This window comes from Actinoplanes sp. NPDC051343, assembly GCF_044455125.1.
In the GTDB taxonomy this organism is placed as follows: domain Bacteria; phylum Actinomycetota; class Actinomycetes; order Mycobacteriales; family Micromonosporaceae; genus Actinoplanes.
On sequence record NZ_JBITEL010000004.1, the window covers coordinates 384912 to 404665 of the forward strand.

22 protein-coding genes are annotated in these 19754 nt (G+C 70.9%); 13 read left to right on the plus strand and 9 right to left on the minus strand.

The genetic code is table 11. The features are described 5' to 3' along the window. Window positions 1-93 precede the first annotated feature (93 nt). Window positions 94-516, plus strand: coding sequence for a DUF3099 domain-containing protein (locus ACIA5C_RS15860; RefSeq protein WP_396055625.1), 423 nt, complete (start codon window positions 94-96; stop codon window positions 514-516). On the opposite strand, the gene ACIA5C_RS15865 is transcribed toward ACIA5C_RS15860, so the two are convergent. Together ACIA5C_RS15865 and ACIA5C_RS15870 are read right to left on the minus strand one after the other, a co-directional pair. Further along, entirely contained in the window at window positions 513-1391 is an 879-nt protein-coding gene (locus ACIA5C_RS15865; RefSeq protein WP_396055007.1) for a carbohydrate kinase family protein, read from the minus strand. The genes ACIA5C_RS15860 and ACIA5C_RS15865 overlap by 4 nt on opposite strands. Beyond that, a complete protein-coding gene (locus tag ACIA5C_RS15870) occupies window positions 1388-2335 on the minus strand; it encodes a pseudouridine-5'-phosphate glycosidase (RefSeq protein WP_396055009.1) in 948 nt (315 codons plus the stop codon). The genes ACIA5C_RS15865 and ACIA5C_RS15870 overlap by 4 nt, the downstream gene beginning before the upstream one ends. A 148-nt stretch (window positions 2336-2483) precedes the next feature. Between ACIA5C_RS15870 and ACIA5C_RS15875 the strand changes: the two genes are divergently transcribed. The 3 genes from ACIA5C_RS15875 to ACIA5C_RS15885 all read left to right on the plus strand — a co-directional run bounded on the left by ACIA5C_RS15875 (window position 2484) and on the right by ACIA5C_RS15885 (window position 5152). After that, a complete protein-coding gene (locus tag ACIA5C_RS15875) occupies window positions 2484-2708 on the plus strand; it encodes a DUF3039 domain-containing protein (RefSeq protein ID WP_396055011.1) in 225 nt (74 codons plus the stop codon). Window positions 2709-2727: 19 nt separating this feature from the next. Next, window positions 2728-3342 carry a trimeric intracellular cation channel family protein gene (locus ACIA5C_RS15880; RefSeq protein WP_396055013.1) on the plus strand — a complete coding sequence of 205 codons (615 nt, stop codon included), beginning with the start codon at window positions 2728-2730 and terminating at the stop codon, window positions 3340-3342. A gap of 85 nt (window positions 3343-3427) precedes the next feature. Further along, window positions 3428-5152: a DEAD/DEAH box helicase gene (locus ACIA5C_RS15885; RefSeq protein ID WP_396055015.1), complete on the plus strand. Its 1725-nt coding sequence runs from the start codon at window positions 3428-3430 to the stop codon at window positions 5150-5152. A 164-nt stretch (window positions 5153-5316) separates the two neighbouring features. Here the strand turns inward: ACIA5C_RS15885 and ACIA5C_RS15890 are convergent, their stop codons facing one another. Together ACIA5C_RS15890 and ACIA5C_RS15895 are read right to left on the minus strand one after the other, a co-directional pair. Then, the gene (locus ACIA5C_RS15890; RefSeq protein WP_364098877.1) at window positions 5317-5556 is read right to left on the minus strand and encodes a hypothetical protein; all 240 of its coding nucleotides are present in this window, start codon (window positions 5554-5556) and stop codon (window positions 5317-5319) included. 244 nt (window positions 5557-5800) lie between these two features. Then, a complete protein-coding gene (locus ACIA5C_RS15895) occupies window positions 5801-7396 on the minus strand; it encodes an RNA polymerase sigma factor (protein WP_396055017.1) in 1596 nt (531 codons plus the stop codon). Between the two features lie 285 nt (window positions 7397-7681). On the opposite strand from ACIA5C_RS15895, the gene ACIA5C_RS15900 reads away from it, so the two are divergent. After that, window positions 7682-8503: an inositol monophosphatase family protein gene (locus ACIA5C_RS15900; protein WP_396055019.1), complete on the plus strand. Its 822-nt coding sequence runs from the start codon at window positions 7682-7684 to the stop codon at window positions 8501-8503. Between the two features lie 9 nt (window positions 8504-8512). Here the strand turns inward: ACIA5C_RS15900 and ACIA5C_RS15905 are convergent, their stop codons facing one another. Beyond that, window positions 8513-9061, minus strand: a complete 549-nt coding sequence (locus tag ACIA5C_RS15905) for a LytR C-terminal domain-containing protein (protein ID WP_396055021.1) — start codon at window positions 9059-9061, stop codon at window positions 8513-8515. 341 nt (window positions 9062-9402) lie between these two features. Between ACIA5C_RS15905 and ACIA5C_RS15910 the strand changes: the two genes are divergently transcribed. Both ACIA5C_RS15910 and ACIA5C_RS15915 read left to right on the plus strand, forming a co-directional pair. Continuing rightward, window positions 9403-9699, plus strand: a complete 297-nt coding sequence (locus ACIA5C_RS15910) for a DUF4193 domain-containing protein (RefSeq protein ID WP_396055023.1) — start codon at window positions 9403-9405, stop codon at window positions 9697-9699. Between the two features lie 154 nt (window positions 9700-9853). Then, a complete protein-coding gene (locus ACIA5C_RS15915; RefSeq protein ID WP_396055025.1) occupies window positions 9854-10699 on the plus strand; it encodes a hypothetical protein in 846 nt (281 codons plus the stop codon). On the opposite strand, the gene ACIA5C_RS15920 is transcribed toward ACIA5C_RS15915, so the two are convergent. Then, window positions 10665-11168 carry a DUF3093 domain-containing protein gene (locus tag ACIA5C_RS15920; RefSeq protein ID WP_396055027.1) on the minus strand — a complete coding sequence of 168 codons (504 nt, stop codon included), beginning with the start codon at window positions 11166-11168 and terminating at the stop codon, window positions 10665-10667. The two genes, ACIA5C_RS15915 and ACIA5C_RS15920, sit on opposite strands and share 35 nt — an antisense overlap. Before the next feature lie 115 nt (window positions 11169-11283). On the opposite strand from ACIA5C_RS15920, the gene dut reads away from it, so the two are divergent. From dut to ACIA5C_RS15940, 4 genes are all read left to right on the plus strand, one after another. Next, entirely contained in the window at window positions 11284-11766 is a 483-nt protein-coding gene (gene dut / locus ACIA5C_RS15925) for a dUTP diphosphatase (protein WP_396055029.1), read from the plus strand. A 21-nt stretch (window positions 11767-11787) separates the two neighbouring features. After that, window positions 11788-12486: a DUF3710 domain-containing protein gene (locus ACIA5C_RS15930; RefSeq protein ID WP_396055031.1), complete on the plus strand. Its 699-nt coding sequence runs from the start codon at window positions 11788-11790 to the stop codon at window positions 12484-12486. Between the two features lie 113 nt (window positions 12487-12599). Continuing rightward, complete coding sequence (locus ACIA5C_RS15935) at window positions 12600-12977, plus strand: OB-fold nucleic acid binding domain-containing protein (RefSeq protein ID WP_396055033.1); 378 nt, start codon at window positions 12600-12602, stop codon at window positions 12975-12977. After that, on the plus strand, window positions 12974-13828 hold the full coding sequence (locus ACIA5C_RS15940; RefSeq protein ID WP_396055035.1) for a DUF3159 domain-containing protein: 855 nt from the start codon (window positions 12974-12976) through the stop codon (window positions 13826-13828). The genes ACIA5C_RS15935 and ACIA5C_RS15940 overlap by 4 nt, the downstream gene beginning before the upstream one ends. Window positions 13829-13831: 3 nt before the next feature. Here ACIA5C_RS15940 and ACIA5C_RS15945 read toward each other — a convergent pair whose 3' ends face one another. Together ACIA5C_RS15945 and ACIA5C_RS15950 are read right to left on the minus strand one after the other, a co-directional pair. Beyond that, a complete protein-coding gene (locus tag ACIA5C_RS15945; protein WP_396055627.1) occupies window positions 13832-14500 on the minus strand; it encodes a potassium channel family protein in 669 nt (222 codons plus the stop codon). Continuing rightward, on the minus strand, window positions 14497-15162 hold the full coding sequence (locus ACIA5C_RS15950; protein WP_396055037.1) for a potassium channel family protein: 666 nt from the start codon (window positions 15160-15162) through the stop codon (window positions 14497-14499). Before ACIA5C_RS15950 ends, ACIA5C_RS15945 begins: the two co-directional genes overlap by 4 nt. Before the next feature lie 113 nt (window positions 15163-15275). On the opposite strand from ACIA5C_RS15950, the gene ACIA5C_RS15955 reads away from it, so the two are divergent. Continuing rightward, a complete protein-coding gene (locus ACIA5C_RS15955) occupies window positions 15276-17279 on the plus strand; it encodes an APC family permease (protein ID WP_396055039.1) in 2004 nt (667 codons plus the stop codon). After that, window positions 17276-18763 carry a class I SAM-dependent RNA methyltransferase gene (locus ACIA5C_RS15960; RefSeq protein ID WP_396055041.1) on the plus strand — a complete coding sequence of 496 codons (1488 nt, stop codon included), beginning with the start codon at window positions 17276-17278 and terminating at the stop codon, window positions 18761-18763. The genes ACIA5C_RS15955 and ACIA5C_RS15960 overlap by 4 nt, the downstream gene beginning before the upstream one ends. Here the strand turns inward: ACIA5C_RS15960 and ACIA5C_RS15965 are convergent. Continuing rightward, window positions 18747-19613, minus strand: coding sequence for a bifunctional 5,10-methylenetetrahydrofolate dehydrogenase/5,10-methenyltetrahydrofolate cyclohydrolase (locus tag ACIA5C_RS15965; protein WP_396055043.1), 867 nt, complete (start codon window positions 19611-19613; stop codon window positions 18747-18749). The genes ACIA5C_RS15960 and ACIA5C_RS15965 overlap by 17 nt on opposite strands. Window positions 19614-19754: the final 141 nt, after the last annotated feature.

Below are 19754 nucleotides of genomic sequence, written 5' to 3' on the forward strand. Positions count from 1 at the left end.
TCACCGCCCCGGGCGCCCTCGGCGGTCGTCGGGGCGTGTGCGGTGGTCGTCGGGGCGCGGGCGGTGCAAGGATGGGGTATCGATCGGAGACCCATCGTGAAGAAGCAGCCGGAGCGGCCCGTCCTCATCACGGACGCCGCCCGCAGCCAGGACGCTCAGTTCCGCAGCCGCCAGATCCGTTACGTGACGATGATGGGCATGCGCGCCGTCTGCCTGATCATCGGCGCGATCCTGATCAGCATCCGCCCACCACTGCTGCCCGTCTGGCTGGTCCTCTGCGCCGCCGGCATGGTTTTCCTGCCCTGGGCCGCCGTGCTCATCGCTAACGACCGGCCGCCCCGCTCCAAGGCCGAACGCGCCGCCTCCGAGCGGCCGGAGCGCCCCCAGCCGGCCCTGGCCGAACACTCGGCGGAGGAGGTCGAATACCTCACGATCGACTCCGACGTGGTCGGCGAGGGCGAGCGCTGGGAGACACCCACCCGGCCCGAACCGGCACCGGAACACCGGCAGGCCTAGGGCCGGGCGCCGATCTTTGCGACCGCCTCGGCGCCGAGGGCACAGCCGGCCGCCAGGGCGGCCTCCGGCGAGGCGCCGGAAGACCAGGCTTTGAGCAGGCCGGCGGCGAAAGCGTCACCCGCGCCGGTGGCATCCAGGACGGGTACGCGGTGACCGGCCCACGACCACACCGAGCCGTCCCGGGCTGCCCACGTGGCTCCGGCCGCACCCTGTTTGACGACGACGTTGCGTACGTGCGCCGTCAGACGCGCCGCCTGCGCGGCCGGGGAACCCGGGCCGGCCAGCACGTCGGCCTCGTCGGCGTTGCACAGGAGCACGTCGGCGTCGCGTACCCAAGCAAGGAAGCGCTCCCCACCGACCAGCCGTAGCGGAGCCGCCGAGGCCGCGTCGACGCTGGTCGTCAGGCCGTGGCCCGCGGCGGCCGCCAAGGCCGCCGCGCCGCCCGGCCGCGAGCCCTCGTGCAGCAGCGGATAGCCGGACAGGTGCAGGTGGGAGGCGCCGGCCGAAGAAACCGCCGAGGTGACGTCGACCGGGTCGAGCAGGAGCGCCGCGCCCCGATCGGTGATCATCGTGCGTTCGTGCGGGCCGGCCAGCACCACCACGCTGCCCGTTGCCGTGCCCCGGTGGGCCCGCACCGCGCAGCGCACCCCGGCTGCCGTCAGCTCGGCGACCCGTTCCTGGCCCGCGGTGTCGTCGCCGACCGCCGCGACCAGGGTGACCGGGTGACCGGCGTGGGCCAGCCAGGCGGCCGTGTTGGCGGCCTGGCCGCCCCCGCCGACCGTGATCGCCGCGTCGGTGTCCGAGCCGGGCTGGATCGGGCCGTCGTGGGCCACCAGCACGTCGGTGACCAGGTCACCGACGACGATGACGCTCACGCGGGGGCGGCGAAGCCCAGCGTCGCCGGGGCCGCGGAGCCGGACGCCGCGATCTGGGCCGCGAGTGCCGCGTTGCGCAGAATGATGCGCACGTTGACCTCGAGGCTCTGCCCGTGGGTGCTCTCGTGGAAGTGGGAGAGCAGGAACGGGGTGACCGCCTTGCCGGTGATCCTGTTTTTGGCCAGGAGCTCGAAGCCCTCGGCGAGCGTGCGGTCGTGCAGCGCGGGGTCGAGCTGCTGGTCGGCCGGCAGCGGGTTGGCCAGGATCAGCGCGCCCGTGCTCACGCCCTGGTCGGCGCGCGCCCGGAGGACGTCGGCGACCTGGGCCGGCGAGTCGAGTTGCCAGTCGACGTCGAAGCCGCCGTCGGTGATGAAGAAGCCGGGGAACCTCGTGGTGCGGTAGCCCGCGACCGCGACGCCCAGGGTCTCCAGCCGCTCCAGGGTCGCGCCGACGTCGAGGATCGACTTCACCCCGGCGCACACCACGACGATCGGGGTGCGGGCCAGCGTGGTCAGGTCGGCCGACTCGTCGAACGTGGCATTCGCCTCGCGGTGCACCCCGCCCAGGCCGCCGGTGGCGAAGACGCCGATCTCGGCCGCCGCGGCGACCGAACTGGTCGCGGCCACGGTGGTGGCGCCGTCGGACCGCCTTGCGGCGGCGACGGCCAGATCCCGTACGGACAGCTTGGCCACGCCGTCGGCCAGCGCGAGGTGCTGGATCTGGTCGTCGTCGAGCCCGACGATCAGCTCGCCGCCGATCATGCCGATAGTGGCCGGCACCGCGCCGTTGTCGCGCACGGTCTGCTCGATCTCGCGGGCCACCCGGAGGTTGTCCGGGTGCGGCAGTCCGTGCGAGATGATCGTGCTCTCCAGCGCGACCAGCGGTCGGGCGTCGCGGCGGGCACGGGTCACGTGCTCGCCGGATCGAATAGCGAAGTCAGTCACGCCAGCTACCGTACGGCGCTCGAAGGTCGCGTTGTCGTTGGACCGACCAGGCGTGAGGTGTCAGACTCGGTGGTTGGAGATTGATTCTGCACCGCACGGAACGGGGGCCGGCGGTTGAAGATGACGCCGGAATTCATATGAAGGGCAGATGACCGTGAGCACGGAGATCCTCGAGCGTCCGGAGACCCAGGACGCCGACACCGGGCCCGAGATGTTCCACTACGTGCGTAAGGACAAGATCGCCGAGAGTGCGGTCATGGGCACCTACGTCATCGCGTTGTGCGGCGAGAAGTTCCCCGTGACCAAGACGCCCAAGCCGGGCTCGCCGGTGTGCCCGCAGTGCAAAGAGATCTACGAATCCTTCCAGAACTGACCTCACCCGGACGCCCCGCGTGACGAGCGGTTACGGCCTGCTCGCGGCCGACCTCGTCGGCGTCGCCGTGTTCGCGGCCTCCGGCGCGTCCGCCGCCATCGCCAAGCGCCTCGACCTGTTCGGCGTCGCCTTCGTCGGCTTCGTCGCGGCGCTCGGCGGCGGAATAGTCCGTGACCTCGTGATCGGCGCGGTTCCCCCGCTCGCCTTCGCCGACTGGCGGTACCCCGTGACCGCGGTCCTGGCCTCGATCGCCGTCTTCTGGCTGCACCCCCAGCTCAACCGCCTCCGGCGTACCGTCCTGCTGCTCGACGCGGCCGGCCTGGGCCTGTTCACCGCCACCGGCACCCTCAAGGCACTGGCGGCCGGGGTGCCGCCGGTCGGCGCCTGCCTGATCGGCATGCTGACCGCGATCGGCGGGGGTCTGGCGCGCGACCTGCTGACCGGCGAGATACCTGTCGTTCTGCAGCGCGACATCTATGCCATGGTGTCCCTCGGCGGCGCGATCCTTATCACGATCTTTCACGGTCTCGGCCTGTCCGGACCGTTCCCGCTGGTCATTGCCGCCCTGCTCATGACCGGTGTACGCCTTCTCGCCCTCTACCGCAGATGGTCCGCCCCGGTCGCTGTGCCGTGAGGTTCGCCGGTCGCCGTCCTGGCTATGCTGGTTCGTCGTCCGGGAGCCGAGACGTCCGGGAGCCGAGGGAAGGAACTGCGCGACCTTGAGCCCGCGAAAGCCCGATCTGGAGACCTTCCCGCCCCTGCGGGACTGGCAGCGCAAGGCTCTGGTGCACTACCTGCGCCGCCGCAGCGAGGACTTCATGGCGGTCGCCACGCCGGGCGCCGGCAAGACCACGTTCGCCCTGCGCATCGCGGCCGAGTTGCTGGCCGACGGCACGGTCGAGGCGGTCACCGTGGTCTGCCCGACCGAGCACCTCAAGACCCAGTGGGCGCAGGCCGCCGCCCGGGTCGGCATCGAGCTCGACCACACCTTCCGCAACTCCGACGTCCACTCGTCCCGCGACTTCCACGGCGCCGTCCTGACGTACGCGCAGGTCGGCATGGCCCCGGCCGTGCACCGCCGGCGCACGATGACCCGCTCGACCTTCGTGATCCTCGACGAGATCCACCACGCCGGCGACTCCCGCACCTGGGGTGACGGGGTCAAATCGGCGTTCGAACCGGCGACCCGGCGGCTGATGCTCACCGGCACGCCGTTCCGCTCCGACGAAAACCCCATCCCGTTCGTTCTCTACGAGCGCGGCGACGACGGCCTGCAGCGCTCGAGGTCCGATTCCGCGTACGGCTATGCGGAAGCCCTGCGCGACGGCGTCGTCCGCCCGGTCCTCTTCATGGCCTACTCGGGCGAGACCCGCTGGCGCACCAACGCGGGCGACGAACTGGCCGCCCGCCTCGGCGAGCCGATGACCAAGGATCTGGTCGCCCAGGCCTGGCGCACCGCCCTCGACCATCGTGGCGACTGGATGCCCCAGGTGATGCGGGCCGCCGACGCACGCCTCTCCCGGCTGCGCGAGCACGGCATGACCGACGCCGGCGGCCTGGTCATCGCCAGCGACCAGCAGACGGCCCGGGCGTACGCGAAGCTCCTCCACGAAATCACCGGCGAGCCGGCCGTGATCGTGCTCTCCGACGACGAGGGCGCCTCGGGCCGGATCGCGTCGTTCGCCAACTCCCAGCAGCGCTGGATGGTCGCGGTGCGGATGGTGTCGGAGGGTGTCGACATCCCGCGGCTCGCGGTGGGCGTCTACGCGACCAGCGCCTCGACTCCGCTCTATTTCGCCCAGGCGATCGGCCGTTTCGTGCGGGCCCGGCGCCCCGGCGAGACGGCGACCGTCTTCCTGCCCAGCGTCCCGCACCTGCTCGGGCTGGCCAGCGAGATGGAGGCCCAGCGCGACCACGTGCTGGGCGCCCCGAAGGACAAGGACGGGCTCGACGACGACCTGCTCGAGCGGGCGCAGCGTGAGGAGAAGGCGGAGGGCGAGCTCGAGAAGCAGTTCGAGGCGCTCTCCGCGACCGCCGAGCTCGACCAGGTCATCTTCGACGGCACCTCGTTCGGCACCGGCGCCCTCACCGGCACCGCCGAGGAGGAGGAATACCTCGGCATTCCGGGCCTGCTCAGCGCCGACCAGGTGGCGGTCGTGCTCAACAAGCGGCAGGCCGACCAGATGGCGGCCCAGAAGCGGCGCAAGGCCACCGAGCCCGACATTCCGGCCCCGCGCCCGGAGCCGGTGTCGATGAGTGCGGGGGAGCGCCGCAACAGCCTCCGCCGACAGCTCAACACCCTGGTTGCGGCCCACCACCACCGCACCAACCTGCCGCACGGCAAAATCCACGCCGAGTTGCGGCGGCTCTGCGGCGGCCCGCCGAGCGCCCAGGCGACGATCGAACAGCTCGAGGAGCGGATCGCCACCATCCAGACCCTCTGAGCGGTCCGCTGGCGGGTCAGAGGGGGCGCGGCGGCCCGACCCCTGGGGGACGCCGCCCGTACGGCTCAGCTCGACCGTGGCGGGCCGCCCGGCAGTGCCGTGAGACGCAAAAGGGGCGCCCCACACCGTGGGCGCCCCTGGTCAAGCTTTGTGTTTCGGGGTTGCTAGTTGGAGTTAGACATCATGTCCGCGCCGCGCCACGTGAACTCCGGGTCGGCCACGTACTGCACCGTGATCTTGACCAGGTCTTCGGCGTACCGGTTGGCGTGGTGTCCGCAGAACACCAGTTCACTGCCACCAGCCAGGGTCAAACGGAGCTTTCCGGCTGCATTGCAGCGGTCGCACCGTTCATCGGCTGCTGGGCCGGCCACACTACCCGCCGGCGGCGTGAGGGTCGGGGTCATCGCCTTCCTCCTCTGTTCGTCACCGATGAACATGTTCCTCGGCTACCTACCACACATCGTGCAACACCCTGCATCGTTGCAGCCTTCCCACTGTGCCCCGGGGGGACCGAGGTCACACGTGGTCGGACCAGTGTGCCGTGATCCAAGGGTGCCACGTCAACGATCACTTATGCACAACGGTCTGATCACCACCCGTTGATGTACGGGTGGTGACCATTCCGACACGCAAAGTTGCCCGTTCGTCCTAGTCCAGGTAGTCGCGCAGCACCTGGGAGCGGGACGGGTGCCGCAGCTTCGACATCGTCTTGGACTCGATCTGCCGGATCCGCTCACGGGTGACCCCGTAGACCTGGCCGATCTCGTCCAGCGTGCGCGGCTGGCCGTCGGTGAGGCCGAAGCGCAGCCGCACCACGCCCGCCTCCCGCTCGGACAGCGTCTGCAGTACCTGCTGAAGCTGGTCCTGGAGCAGCGAGAAGGAGACCGCGTCGACCGCGACGACCGCCTCGGAGTCCTCGATGAAGTCGCCCAGCTGGCTGTCGCCCTCGTCGCCGATCGTCTGGTCGAGCGAGATCGGCTCGCGAGCGTACTGCTGGATCTCCAGCACCTTTTCCGGGGTGATGTCCATTTCCTTGGCCAGTTCCTCCGGGGTGGGCTCGCGGCCCAGGTCCTGGAGCAGCTCGCGCTGTATGCGCCCGAGCTTGTTGATGACCTCGACCATGTGCACCGGGATGCGGATGGTGCGGGCCTGGTCGGCCATGGCGCGGGTGATGGCCTGTCGGATCCACCAGGTGGCGTAGGTGGAGAACTTGTAGCCCTTGGTGTAGTCGAACTTCTCGACCGCGCGGATGAGGCCGAGGTTGCCCTCTTGGATGAGGTCGAGGAAGGCCATGCCGCGGCCGGTGTAACGCTTGGCCAGCGACACCACCAGACGCAGGTTGGCCTCGAGCAGGTGGTTCTTGGCCCGCTCGCCGTCGCGGCCGATCCAGCGGAGGTCGCGCTCGAAGTTGCGCTCGAGCTTCTCCTCGCCCTCTTCGCAGGCGCGCAGCCGCTCGGCGGCGTAGAGCCCGGCCTCGATCCGCTTGGCGAGCTCGACCTCCTGCTCCGCGTTGAGCAGCGGAACCTTGCCGATCTGCTTGAGGTAGGCCCGGACCGAGTCGGCGGAGGCGGTCAGCTCGGCGTCGCGCCGGGCCTGCTTGAGCGCCTCGGACTCCTCGTCGTCCCACTCGAAGTCGCCCTCGGTGGCCGAGCTGGCGGCGTCGGAGGCGGCCGCCGCGACCATGGCGGGCGGCTCCTCGACCACCACGTCCTCGATCTCGGCAGCGAGTTCCTCGGGATCGATCTCTTCGCCCTGGGCGGCGCCCTCTTCGCCGGGCGCGGTGGCCTTGCCCGGCGTGGCCTTGCCCGGGGCGGCCTTCTTGCCCGGGGCGGCCTTGGCGGGAGTGACCTTGCGGGCGGCGGTCTTCTTGGCCGGTCCGGCGGCATCACCGGCGTCGGCCGCGGCGGGCACCGCCTTGGCCGGTCCGGCCTCGGCCTGTTTCTGGACCGGCGCGGCCTTCTTGGCCGGCGCCGCCTTGGCGGTCGTGGCCTTGGACGCGGGCGTAGCGGCGCGGGCCGCGGCGACCTTGCGCCGCGTGCTCGCCGAACCGTCGACGACGACGGTGACGCCGGCGTCCACGAGCCCGCGGAGGATCTTCTTGGCCTGACCCGGGTTCACCTGGGCGGACTCGAGCGTGTGCGCGACCTCGGCGGATGTCAGCTGCCCGCCCGCACCCTGCGCATGGGCGATCAGGGCCTCGGTGAGGGAGCGAACGTCGGCACCGTTGTGGTGGGCTTCTGTCACGAATGACCTTCCGGAGGCGAGGTTTGTGCACGGCCGATGAGCCCAGCGCAGCGCACGGCGAGGAGGCTGGCCGGTGTGTGTGGGGACCCGCGGGACACGGACGGGCGGAGTAGCTGGTGTCCGTGAAGCGTGGGCAGGGGTGAATTGTAGCGCCGTCCAGCGAGATCCTCCCGCCGCAGCACGCCGCGATGGGCCTCGGACCTCGCCGAAGACGCCTGGCGGGAGAACCGGAGACGCTTGGCGGGAGATTGGCGGAAGAATGGTAGCGGCGGAAAGGGCTGACACGTGAACGAGATTCGGACGGCATCGGCGCCCGGCGACCTGCTGGCGCTCGCGGTGCGGGTGTCCCGGGAGGCGGCGGCGACCGCTCGGCGCATGCGGGCCGAGGCCATCACCGACGTCGAGACCAAGAGCACGGATACCGATGTGGTAACAGCTGCCGACCGGGCCGTCGAGCGGCAGGTCATCGAGGCGCTGCGGGCCGTCCGGCCGGGCGACGGCGTGCTGGGCGAGGAGTACGGGGATTCGGCGCCGTCCGATCAGGGCGCGGTGCGCTGGGTGCTCGACCCGATCGACGGCACGGTCAACTACCTCTACGGGCTCCCGCAGTACGCCGTCTCGCTGGCGGCCGAGGTCGACGGCGAGGCGGTGGCCGGAGTGGTGATCAACGCGGCCACCGGCGACGAGTGGACGGCCACCCGGGGCGGTGGCGCGTGGCGCGGCGATCGGCGGCTGCACCCGTCCGTCCGCACCCGGCTCGACCAGTCGCTGGTCGGCACCGGCTTCGGCTACGACGCCAAGCGGCGGGCCCATCAGGGCGCGGTCGTGGCCGAGTTGATCACCCGTGTGCGTGACATCCGGCGGTTCGGCGCGGCGGCCCTCGACCTGTGTGCGGTCGCCGAGGGCACCCTCGACGCCTATTTCGAGAAGGGTCTCAATCCGTGGGACCACGCGGCCGGTGGGCTGATCGCCACCGAGGCCGGGGCGGTCGTCTCCGGCCTGCGGGGTGCGCCGCCCGGCCTCGACATGGTCGTGGCCGCCCCGCCGGCGATCTTCGGTCCCCTGCACGACCTGCTGGTCGACCTGGACGCCGACAGCGGCCCCTAGGGCACGGCCCTAGGAGTTGGCGTCCTTCTTCTTGGTGATCGGCTTGGCGCAGGCGCCCGGCGGCACGGTCGGCTCGCCCACCGCGGCCAGCGACTGGTTGACCTCGGTGCTGGTGGCGAGCTGGCGGAAGTTCTTGCCGATCACGATGTCGATCGTGGCGCCCTTGCGCTTCGCGTCGAATTCCATCTTCGACTGATCGAGGAAATATGCCCGGAGCAGCTGAGCCTTGCCGACCGCGTCAGGCCCGTACTTGATGTCGGCGATGCCCGAGTATCGGGTCTTGTTCTCGGCCGGCTTCTGGGTCGTGAACCGCCGGTTCTTGAACTCGGTGGTCACGCTGTCGGCCAGGCCCTGGGTCGAGGTGCCGTTGTAGATCTTGACGGTGACCTCGGCCGGGTCGTCGGGCAGTTCGACGTCGACCCGCGGCGCGCCGGCCGGGCAGCTGTCTCCCACGGGATCGCCTTGCGTGTCCTTGGTCAGTGCCACGATGACGAGGACGACCGCGGCCACCACGAGCACGCCTACGACGACGAGTGCTCGGACGCGGGCAAAACTCATGGGGCTGGCTCCAGGGGTGGGTGCGACGAACTTGCCGGGTAACACCGGCGGGGACCTGTCGAGAGGTTAGCGTCTGTGCGCCAGGCACGCGGAAACAGGGAATAGTTCCGGCGCGCCGACGATGATCGAGTGGCTTGGGCCCCTACTTTGATGTCGCCTCGGTCACATCGGGAACAATGGGCGGCCTGATCGCGTACAACCCTGCCACAACAGCGGTAAGGTTCCGCGCTCGCCGGGGGCAGCTTGACTGTCAGAAATCGTCCAGCGGAACCGGGAACCGAAACCTCGTCACCGGCGTTACTAACGCCAAGTGACACATCGATACAGGAGAGTGAAAACCGATGGCCACCGACTACGACGCCCCGCGTCGCGATGAGGTCGACCTCGGCGAGGACAGCCTCGAGGAGCTCAAGGCCCGCCGAGCCGACTCGCAGTCGGGTGCAGTTGACGTCGACGAGGTCGAGGTGGCGGAGAGCTTCGAGCTGCCCGGCGCCGATCTGGCCGACGAGGAACTGACCGTCAAGGTGCTGCCCATGCAGTCCGACGAGTTCCGCTGCGCCCGGTGTTTCCTGGTGCATCACCGCAGCCAGCTGGCCGCGGAACGCAACGGGGACCTGATTTGCCGCGAGTGCGCCTGACCGGCGCATCGCGGCAACGCGTCACCACCCGGCCGTGCCGATAACGGTCGGGCGTCCAACCGTTCCCCGTGTTTGACAGGGGGGCGGAACCGGGCATCAGAGCGATGACCGGACTGGACAACCCACCCGCAAGGGCGACGACGGGAGGACGACGATGAGCCACCCGGAACAACCGACACCGAGCGGCACCGCCATGCCGCCGGACGAGTCATCCGCCGGAGATGAGCTCACCGCCGCCATCCCTGAACCGCCGAACCCGCACGAAGCCGACGACGAGCTCGGCAGGACCGTTGCGGCGCTGACCGCCGACGACATCGAGCCCGCCGGTCGCCGCAAGTTGCTCGCCCGCCTGGTTACCGACGTACGCCGTCGCGGTTTCGCCCCGATGTTCCGCCCCCGGGCCGCCATGCGCTGGATGGCCGACGTGGTCGGTGACGTCGCTCCGCACGTGCCGGTGCGCGACCGCGAGACCCTGCTCCGGCATTTCCCCGGCCTCGACGACGACGAGCTCGCCGAGCGCCTGATCCGTAACGCCACCCGCACCACCGCCGGGATCGGCGCCGCCGGAGGCGGCGTGGCCTCGGTCGAGTGGGTCGCGACACCCACCCTGCTCTCCGCGCCGATCCTGCTGGCCGCCGAGACGATCGGGGTGGTCGCGGTCGAGATGAAGCTGATCGGCGAACTGCACGAGGTGTACGGGCGCCCGGTGGCCGGTACCGCCGGCCAGCGCGCGGCCGCCCTCATCCAGGCCTGGTCCGGTCAGCGTGGGGTCAACCCGCTGGTGCCCGGGGTCGGCGTGGCCACCGTGCTCGGCACGGCCGCCCGCAAGGAACTCCAAGGCATGCTGCTGCGTCGTTTCGGGCGCAATCTGACGACGATGGGCCCACTGCTCACGGGTGCCGCGGTCGCCGGCTATCTCAACCGGCGGGCCACCCGCAACCTGGGCGAGCACATCCGCGACGATCTCACGAAGACGAAGCGTCGCGCTCTTCCGAACTAGCCGCGAGCAGGGCGGTCGCCAGCTCGACCGGGTGACGGGTGCTGATCAGCCAGTACGGCGTCGGGTCGTCCGGGTCGTCGAGCAGCACCTGCACGGCGGGCCCGATCCACGGGCGCTGGATCACGAACGCGAGCGGGTGCGACCCGATGCCCAGGGCCTCCCGCTTGCCGCCCGCATCGAGGGCGACCACGTCGGCGATCACTGACACGGGCAGCCGCGCGTCGTCGACCAGCAGTTCGTCCCCCGTCACGGTGACGGTGATGCGGCTCACCCAGATCAGCCCGGCCACGGTCAGCGGGATCACGACGGCGAACGGCAGCCAGGTCGGAATGCTCTCGAAGCCCAATGTGAACTCGATCGCCACGATGGCGTCGACCAGCAGTGCGGGCAGCCATGTCCACCAGGACAACCGCAGCCGTTCACGATATGGCGGGGCCGCGGTGGTGCGGGCGGCGGGCGCGGGTGTCACCCTGGAAGGGTACGGCGCGCCTCCGCGACCGAGCGCGGCAGGATGGCAGGGTAAGCCCGGCCTGCCCGCCGGCCGCCCGCCGCCCATTCGCCGTACGAGTGAGGACCCGCCCCGCATGAGCGAACTCAGCATCCCGCTGCGCCGGCTCGACCCCGACCTGCCGCTGCCGTCCTACGCCCACCCGGGCGACGCCGGCGCCGACCTGGTCGCGGCCGAAGACGTCGAACTGCCCCCGGGCGCTCGCGCGGCGGTCCGCACCGGGGTCGCGCTGGCCATTCCGGACGGTTACGTCGGCCTGGTGCACCCGCGGTCCGGCCTGGCCGCCCGGCTCGGTGTGACGGTGCTCAACGCGCCCGGTACGGTCGACGCCGGCTACCGCGGCGAGATCCTCGTCATCCTGGTCAACCACGATCGGGTCAACACGGTCAAGATTTCCCGGGGGGATCGCATCGCCCAGCTCGTCGTCCAGCGGGTCGAGCGCGCGGTCTTCCAGGTGGTCGAGGAGCTCGACGACACCGTCCGCGGTGCCGGCGGCCACGGGTCGACCGGCGGGCACCACGCCCTGCCCACGCAGGCGCACGCGCACACGCAGTCCTGAGAAACGAAAGGTTGGGCAACGATGTTCTCCCGTAAGCGCGGCGGCCCGAAGCATGTGCGTCCGACCGACGCGCCGCCCTCCGAGGCGCTGAGGCACAGCCTCGCGGCCGACGACGAGCCGCCCGCGCCCGAGCACGGCCCCTACGATCAGCGCCACGCCCCCTCCGACGTGCAGCGGCTCGACCTGGGCAGCCTGCTGATCCCGGCGATCGAGGGCGTCGAGGTGCGCGTGCAGGCCAACCCGGACGGAGTGGTCGAGCAGGTCGTGCTGGTCGACGGCGAGAGCGCACTCCAGCTGGGCGTCTTCGCGGCGCCCAGGAGCGAGGGCATCTGGAACGAGGTGCGCGACGAGATCGCCGAGGCGATGGTCGCCGACGGGGTCACCGCGCAGGAGAGCCAGGGGCCGTACGGCATCGAGCTGACCGCCCGCGTCAACACCCCCGACGGGCCGGCCGACCTGCGCTTCGTCGGCGTGGACGGGCCGCGCTGGATGGTCCGGGCGCTGTTCCAGGGCCGGGCCGCGGCCGACCGGTCCAGCGAGGGCGCGCTCGGTGAGGTGCTGAGCGGCCTGGTGGTGGTGCGCGACGACGAGGCCCGCCCGGTGCGCGAGGCGCTGCCGCTGCGGCTGCCCAAGGAGATGACCGAGCAGGTCGAGCAGGGCGAGCAGCAGGCCGGGCCGCCGGACGGATCGACGGCCACCAACGGGCAGAACCTGAACTAAGCTCGCGTGACGGAGGTCACCTCGGGTCTCTCCGGCGTACCGTGGATGGACGGCATCTGCGCAAACTGTGCCGTCCATCGTCGGGGCGTTGATGAGAAGGGTTACGTGAGGTCATGACGACCGAGGAACGCACCGGACTGCGCAAATTCTTCGACCGGCTGACCGCGACCGACTCCGAGCTCGACGCGCAGCACCTCCAGCGCGAGAGCGCCAAGTGCGGCGCCATGCCCGCCACCGCCTGCACGCGGGGTCAGGTCGTTTCGGTGTCGGGGCGACTGCGCACCGTGGCGTACACTCCTCGGACGAACCTGCCGACCCTGGAGGCCGACCTCTGGGACGGTAGCGACGTGGTCACGCTGGTCTTCCTGGGCCGCCGGTCGATCGCCGGCATCGAACCCGGACGTCAGCTCACCGCAAAGGGCCGCATCGCGATTCGCGACGACCGCAAGGTGATCTACAACCCGTACTACGAGCTGGAGGCGCCCCGGTGACACCCGGCAGCGAGCCGCGCCACGTCGCGCACGAAACCGTCGAGGAACGGCTTGCCGGGGAGGTCGAGGAGCTCGAGGAGCTCGCGGCCGAGGTGATCGTCGAGGAGATGGAACTCCACGACGGCCCGGGACCGCTTGAGAAGGCCCAGCTGGAAAAGAACGCCGAAGAGGACGAGGAAGAAGAGTTTCCTCCCCTCAGCGAGCAGATCGCCGAGCAGCTGGGCGGCGTACGCGGGCTGATCGAGTCGAGCCTGCCGGTCCTCGCCTTCGTGCTCTTCAACGTCGTGCTGGGCGACGCCGTGATCGGGCTCGACAAGCGCCCCGCGCTGTACTGGGCCATCGCCGGCTCGGTCCTCACCGCGCTGGCCATCAGCGCCTACCGCCTGACCCGCAAGCAGCCCATCCGGCACGCGGTCAACGGGCTGTTCGGCATCGCGATCGGTGCGATCTGGGCCTGGCGCAGTGGCAAGGCGGAAAACTTCTACCTGTGGGGCATCCTGGTGACCTTTGCCCAGGCCGCGGTGGTGCTGGCGTCGGTCGCCATCCGCAAGCCCCTGATCGGCTACGTCTGGGGCGTGATGGCCAACAAGGGTCGTCAGGACTGGCTGGACAACCGGAAGCTGTTCCGCACGTTCCAGTGGCTGAGCCTGGTCTGGGTGGTCTCGCTCTCCGTGCGGGCCGGCGTGCAGCTCTATCTGTGGTCGCAGCACGAGGCGAACGCGCTCGGCATCGTCCGCATCCTGATCAGCTGGCCGATCTACGCCGCCACGTTCGCCTACTCGGCGTGGGCCATCCACCGGGTGACCAGCACCGAGCGGGCGCCGGAAGATCAGCAGCCCGCTCAGGCCTGAGCGTCAGGAACTGCCCAGCACCACCGCGCGGATCTGGTCCTCGACCTCGGTCGTGCAGACGAAGATCAGCTCGTCGCCGGCCTCCAGCGGGTCGTCCGGAGTCGGCACGACCACGCGCTTGCCCCGCAGGATCGCCACCAGGGCGGCGTCGCGGGGGAGCGGCACGGTCCGCACCGGCTTGCCCTCGTACGGCGCGTGTTTCGGCAGCGTGATCTCGACCAGGTTGGCCTCGCCCTGCCGGAACGTCATCAGGCGGACCAGGTCGCCGACCGTGACCGCCTCCTCGACCAGGGCCGCCATCAGGCGCGGCTTGCTGACCGCGACGTCGACGCCCCACTGCTCGGTGAACAGCCACTCGTTCTCGGCCCGGTTGACCCGGGCGACCACCCGGCCCACCGCGAACTCGGTCTTGGCCAGCAGCGAGACGACCAGGTTGGCCTTGTCGTCGCCGGTGGCGGCCACGACCACGTCGCAACCGGCCACGTCGGCCTCCTCCAGGCTGGTCAGCTCGCACGCGTCGGCGAGCACCCACTCGGCCTGGGGCACCCGCTCGGGCCGCAGCTGGCGGGGCTGGCGCTCGATCAGCATGACCTGGTGGCCGTTGCCGATCAGCTCCTGCGCGATCGACCGGCCGACGTTGCCGGCCCCGGCGATGGCGATCCGCATGGTCAGTGCCCCTCTTTCTCGGCGCCGGCCGCGACGTCCAGCACATCGGCCACGGTGTCGTCGGTGACCAGCATGCAGATCTGGTCGCCGTCCTGGATCGTGGTGGACGGGGTGCCGAGCATGCTCATGCCGAACCGCATGAGGTAGGCGACCCGGGCGCCGGTGCTCTCCTCCAGCGACTTGATCGTCTTGCCGACCCAGTCGCTGTGCAGGGGGACCTCGACGATCGAGATCACGCTGGTCGGGTCGCGGAAGACCTCGACCGTGCCCTCGGGCACCAGCTGCTTCATCATGCGGTCGGCCGCCCAGCGGATGGTCGCCACCGTCGGGATGCCGAGGCGTTCGTAGACCAGGGCGCGGCGGGCGTCGTAGATGCGGGCGATGACGCGGGACACGCCGTACGTCTCGCGGGCCAGCCGGGCCGAGATGATGTTGGAGTTGTCGCCGCTGGAGACGGCCGCGAAGGCGTCGGCCCGCTCGATGCCGGCCTCGCGCAGCACGTCCCGGTCGAAGCCGATGCCGGTCACCGTGGTCCCGCTGAACTCGGCCGGGAGCCGTCGGAACGCGTCGGCGTTCTGGTCGATCACCGCCACCGAGTGGCCGCGCCGGTCGAGGTTCTGCGCCAGGGTCGAACCCAACCGGCCACAGCCCATGATCACCACGTGCAAGGTAGGCGTCCCTCCGAATCCGTGCTCACATGTGTGAGGGTCGCATGCTCCCGCGACGGACCGCGCCCGGGGCGCGATACGAGATGTGGCGCTCGGCCGTACCCTTGGCACTCGTGGCAAGTACGACGTCCCTCGCCAAGCGGCTGCTGCTGGGCAGACCGTTCCGCTCCGACAAGCTGCAGCACACGCTGCTGCCCAAGCGGATCGCCCTGCCCGTGTTCGCCAGCGACGCCTTGTCGAGCGTGGCGTACGCACCGGACGAGATCCTGCTGACCCTCTCGATAGCCGGCGCCGGCGCGTTCACCATCTCGCCCTGGATCGCTCTCGCGGTCGCGGTCGTGATGCTGACCGTGGTGGCCAGCTATCGGCAGAACGTGCACGCCTACCCGTCCGGCGGCGGTGACTACGAGGTGGCCACGGTCAACCTCGGGCCACGGGCCGGGCTCGGTGTGGCGAGCGCCCTGCTCGTCGACTACATCCTCACGGTGGCCGTCTCGAGCTCCCAGGGCGTCGCGCTGCTGGGCGCGATGTGGCCGTTCGCCGCCGACCACAAGGTCGAGTTCGCGGTCGGTGCGATCGCCATCCTCACCGCGCTCAACCTGCGTGGCCTGCGCGAGGCGGGCACCGCCTTCGCCGTGCCGACCTACGCGTTCATCGTCGTCGTCGTGATCATGGTCGGGACCGGGCTGTTCCGCATCTTCGCGCTCGGCGATCACCTGCAGGCGGAGTCGGCGAACCTGACCTTCACCGCCCAGCACAGCAACCTGAGCCAGTTCGCCTTCGGCTACCTGCTGTTGCGGACGTTCTCCTCGGGCTGTGCGGCGCTCACCGGCGTCGAGGCGATCTCCAACGGCGTGCCCGCGTTCAAGCCGCCGAAGAGTAAGAATGCGGCCACCACGCTGCTGCTGCTCGGCGTGGTCGCGATCACGATGCTGTTCGGCATCGTCGCCCTGGCCCGGCTCACCCACCTGAAGTTCTTCGACGCGGATCAGGACCCGGTGCTCGCCCAGCTGGCCAACGTCGTCTTCGGGCACGGGTCGTGGATGGCCGTGACGGTCAGCGTAGTCTCGGCGCTGATCCTGTTCCTGGCCGCGAACACCGCGTTCAACGGCTTCCCGGTGCTCGGCTCGATCCTCGCCCAGGACCGCTACCTGCCCCGCCAGCTGCACACCCGGGGCGACCGGCTGGCGTTCTCGAACGGCATCATCTTCCTGGCAGTGGCCGCCTGCACGCTGATCATCGCGTTCGACGCACAGACCAGTAAGCTCATCCAGCTCTACATCGTGGGCGTCTTCGTGTCGTTCACGCTGTCGCAGGGCGGCATGATCCGGCACTGGAACCGGCTGCTGCGCACCCAGCGCGACCCGGCCCGGCGCCGCCAGATGATCCGCTCGCGGGCGATCAACGCGTTCGGCATGGGCCTGACCGGCGCCGTCCTGATCGTCGTGCTGATCACGAAGTTCCTGCTCGGCGCCTGGATCGCGATCGCCGCCATGATCGTGATCTATGTCACGATGCTCGGCATCCACAAGCACTACACGAGCGTGGCCCGCGAGCTCGAGCCGACCGAGGAACGGCCGATCCTGCCGTCCCGCAACCACGCGGTCGTACTGGTCAGCAAGGTGCACATGCCGACCCTGCGGGCCGTCGCGTACGCCCAGGCGACCCGGCCGGACACGCTCACCGCGATCACGGTCAACGTCGACGACAAGGACACCCGGGCGATCCAGCAGGAGTGGGAGCGCCGGCAGATCCCGGTGTCGCTGACCGTCGTCGACTCGCCCTACCGCGAGATCACCCGGCCGATCATCGACTTCGTGAAGAGCATGCGCCGGGGCTCGCCGCGCGACGTGGTCACGGTGTTCGTGCCGGAATATGTAGTGGGCCGCTGGTGGGAGAACGTGCTGCACAACCAGAGCGCGCTGCGCATCAAGAGCCGGCTGCTGTTCGAGCCGGGCGTGATGGTCACCAGCGTGCCCTGGCAGCTGCAGTCGAGCCAGGACCGCAACCTCGACCGCCTCGACAACAACCTGCGCCGCGGTCCGGCTCGCGGCCCGCGCACGCGCACCGCCGGCGAGCCCGCCCCGAAGCCGGCCCCCACGGACGGAGCCTCGTGACCGACCCCTACTTCGACGAAGATCCGGTCGAGGGCGACCGCTTCGAGCTCACGGTGGGCGCACCCGCGCACGGCGGCCACTGCGTGGCCCGGCTGGGCGGCGAACACGGCCGGGTGGTCTTCGTGCGCCACGCGCTGCCCGGCGAGCGGATCACCGCCGAGGTCACCGAGGTGCACAAGGGCTACCTGCGGGCCGACGCGGTCGAGATCCACGAGCCGTCGCCCGACCGGGTCGAGCCGCCGTGCCCGTTCGCCCACCCGGGCGGTTGCGGCGGCTGCGACCTGCAGCACGTCGCAGGCGACGCGCAGCTGCGGTGGAAGAGCGACGTGGTCAACGAACAGCTCCACCGCTTGGCCGGCCTCCGCGACGCAGACGTACGCGTCGTCGCCCTCCCAACCGCAACGCCGCGCCCCCGGCCCGACGACCAGAGCTCGCCCCCGCCGAAGCGCGATCCGTCGCCCGGCGCGGACCGCCCGGCGGTGTCCGACCCTGGCGTGCACCTCCCGGCCGCCCGGGCCGTGTCGTCGGGCGCCGGCTCCGACGGGCCGGTCGAGGCCGTGCCGTCGGGTGCTGACACCCAGGGAGCGGCCACGGCGCCGGACGACGGGGCGGCTCGGCTGCTCGGGTGGCGGAGCCGGGTGCGGTATGCGGTGGATGCGGCTGGGCGGCCGGGGCTGCTGCAGCACCGGTCGCATCAGGTGGTGGCTATTGACCGGTGCTGGATCGCGCATCCGGCGATTCAGGAGCTTGACCTGCTGGCCCGGGAATGGCCGGAGGCCGACGCCGTCGAGGTTGTCGCCTCCAGCGGCGGTGACGTTGCGGTGCTTTCCCGTCCGGTGGGTCGCGGCGCGCTGCCCGGTGACGATCTCATCGACGGGCCCGGTGTCGGGGACGGCCAGCCCGTTCTCCTGCAGGGGCCCGCGGACGTGCAGGAACGTGCGGCGGGCCGGTTGTGGCGCGTACCGGTTGAAGGATTTTGGCAGGTGCACCCGGCCGCCGCCGAGACGCTGACCGCAACGGTCGTGGAAATGCTCCGGCCGCAGGCCGGGGAGGTGTCATGGGATCTCTACGGCGGGGCCGGGCTGTTCGCGGCGGTCCTGGCCACCCACACCGGAGCCCGCACCACGCTGGTCGAGTCGTCCGCGGCCGGGGTGAAAGCGGCCCGGAGCAACCTGGCCGACCTGCCGGTCGAGGTCGTCGAGGCCCGGGTCGACGTCGCGCTGCGCCGCCGCCGGGTCACCGCGCCGGTCGACCTGGTGGTGCTCGACCCGCCGCGCTCCGGGGCCGGCGCCGTCGTGGTCAAGGCGATCGCCGCCGCCGGACCGCGGGCCGTGGCCTACGTGGCCTGCGACCCGGCGGCCCTGGCGCGGGACATCGCGACCTTCCGGTCGCTGGGCTTCCAGATGAGGGAGATCCGGGCGTTCGACTGCTTCCCGATGACCCAGCACATCGAGAGCGTCGCTCTGCTTACTCCTGCGGAGTAGCTCGCTCGGCCGCCGCGACCGCGTTGCGGAACAGCATCGCGATCGTGGTCGGGCCGACCCCGCCGACCCGCGGGGTGATCGCCGACGCGACCTGCGCGACCGACTCGTCGACGTCGGGCAGCAGGCGGCGGCCCTCGTAGCGCACGCCGGCACCGACCACGACCGCGCCCGGCTTGACGTGCTCGGGCTGGATGATGCCGGGCACGCCGACGGCGGCGACGAGGATCTCGGCCCGCCGGGTGTAGCGCGGCCAGTCCTTGACCCCGGTGTGCACGACGGTGACCGCGGCGTTGGCGGTCGGGCGCTTCTGGGCCATCAGCATGGCCAGCGGCCGCCCGAGGGTGGCGCCGCGGCCGAGGATGACCATCTCGCGGCCGGACACCGGGATCTCGTAGTGCGCGAGCAGCGCCTCGATGCCGGCCGGGGTGCACGGTAGCGGGCCGGGCAGGCCCAGCGCGAGCCGGCCCATGTTGAGCGGGTGCATGCCGTCGACGTCCTTGTCGGGGTCGAGGGTCATCAGCGCCGCGTCGTATTCCAGGTGGGCCGGGATCGGGTATTGGATGAGGACGCCGTGCACGTTCTTGTCGGCGTTGAAGTCGGCGATCACCGCGAGCAGGTCTTCCTGCTTGGTGTCGGCGGCCAGATGCACGTGCGGCGAGTCGAAGCCGAGGCCGGCGGCCTGGCGCTGCTTCACCCGGATGTAGCCGGCGCTCGCGTCGTCGTCGCCGACCAGGATCGTGGCCAGGCTCGGGGTGACGCCGCGCTCCTTCAGGCGGGCGACCCGCTCGGAGACGTCGGTCAGCACCGCCTCGGCGACCGGGGCGCCGGGCATCATGAGTGCGTCGGTCATGCGCTTCTCCAACCTCGGGAGCCCAGGCGGTCGACTCCCGATGACAGGCTCCCCGATGGTTGGACCATCCTCGTGCCGCCAGTCGCGCTTGGCGGCAACCTTATCCGGCCGGTGTGTGCAGGTTGTGTGTAGGAGGTCGCA

Excerpts from the sequence above, each read along its gene's own strand:
- ACIA5C_RS15890 (WP_364098877.1), bottom strand. The coding sequence starts at position 5,556 with ATGACCCCGACCCTCACGCCGCCGGCGGGTAGTGTGGCCGGCCCAGCA.
- ACIA5C_RS15965 (WP_396055043.1), bottom strand. The coding sequence starts at position 19,613 with ATGACCGACGCACTCATGATGCCCGGCGCCCCGGTCGCCGAGGCGGTG.
- dut (WP_396055029.1), top strand. The coding sequence starts at position 11,284 with ATGAGCGAACTCAGCATCCCGCTGCGCCGGCTCGACCCCGACCTGCCG.
- ACIA5C_RS15930 (WP_396055031.1), top strand. The coding sequence starts at position 11,788 with ATGTTCTCCCGTAAGCGCGGCGGCCCGAAGCATGTGCGTCCGACCGAC.
- ACIA5C_RS15935 (WP_396055033.1), top strand. The coding sequence starts at position 12,600 with ATGACGACCGAGGAACGCACCGGACTGCGCAAATTCTTCGACCGGCTG.
- ACIA5C_RS15905 (WP_396055021.1), bottom strand. The coding sequence starts at position 9,061 with ATGAGTTTTGCCCGCGTCCGAGCACTCGTCGTCGTAGGCGTGCTCGTG.
- ACIA5C_RS15875 (WP_396055011.1), top strand. The coding sequence starts at position 2,484 with ATGACCGTGAGCACGGAGATCCTCGAGCGTCCGGAGACCCAGGACGCC.
- ACIA5C_RS15910 (WP_396055023.1), top strand. The coding sequence starts at position 9,403 with ATGGCCACCGACTACGACGCCCCGCGTCGCGATGAGGTCGACCTCGGC.
- ACIA5C_RS15915 (WP_396055025.1), top strand. The coding sequence starts at position 9,854 with ATGAGCCACCCGGAACAACCGACACCGAGCGGCACCGCCATGCCGCCG.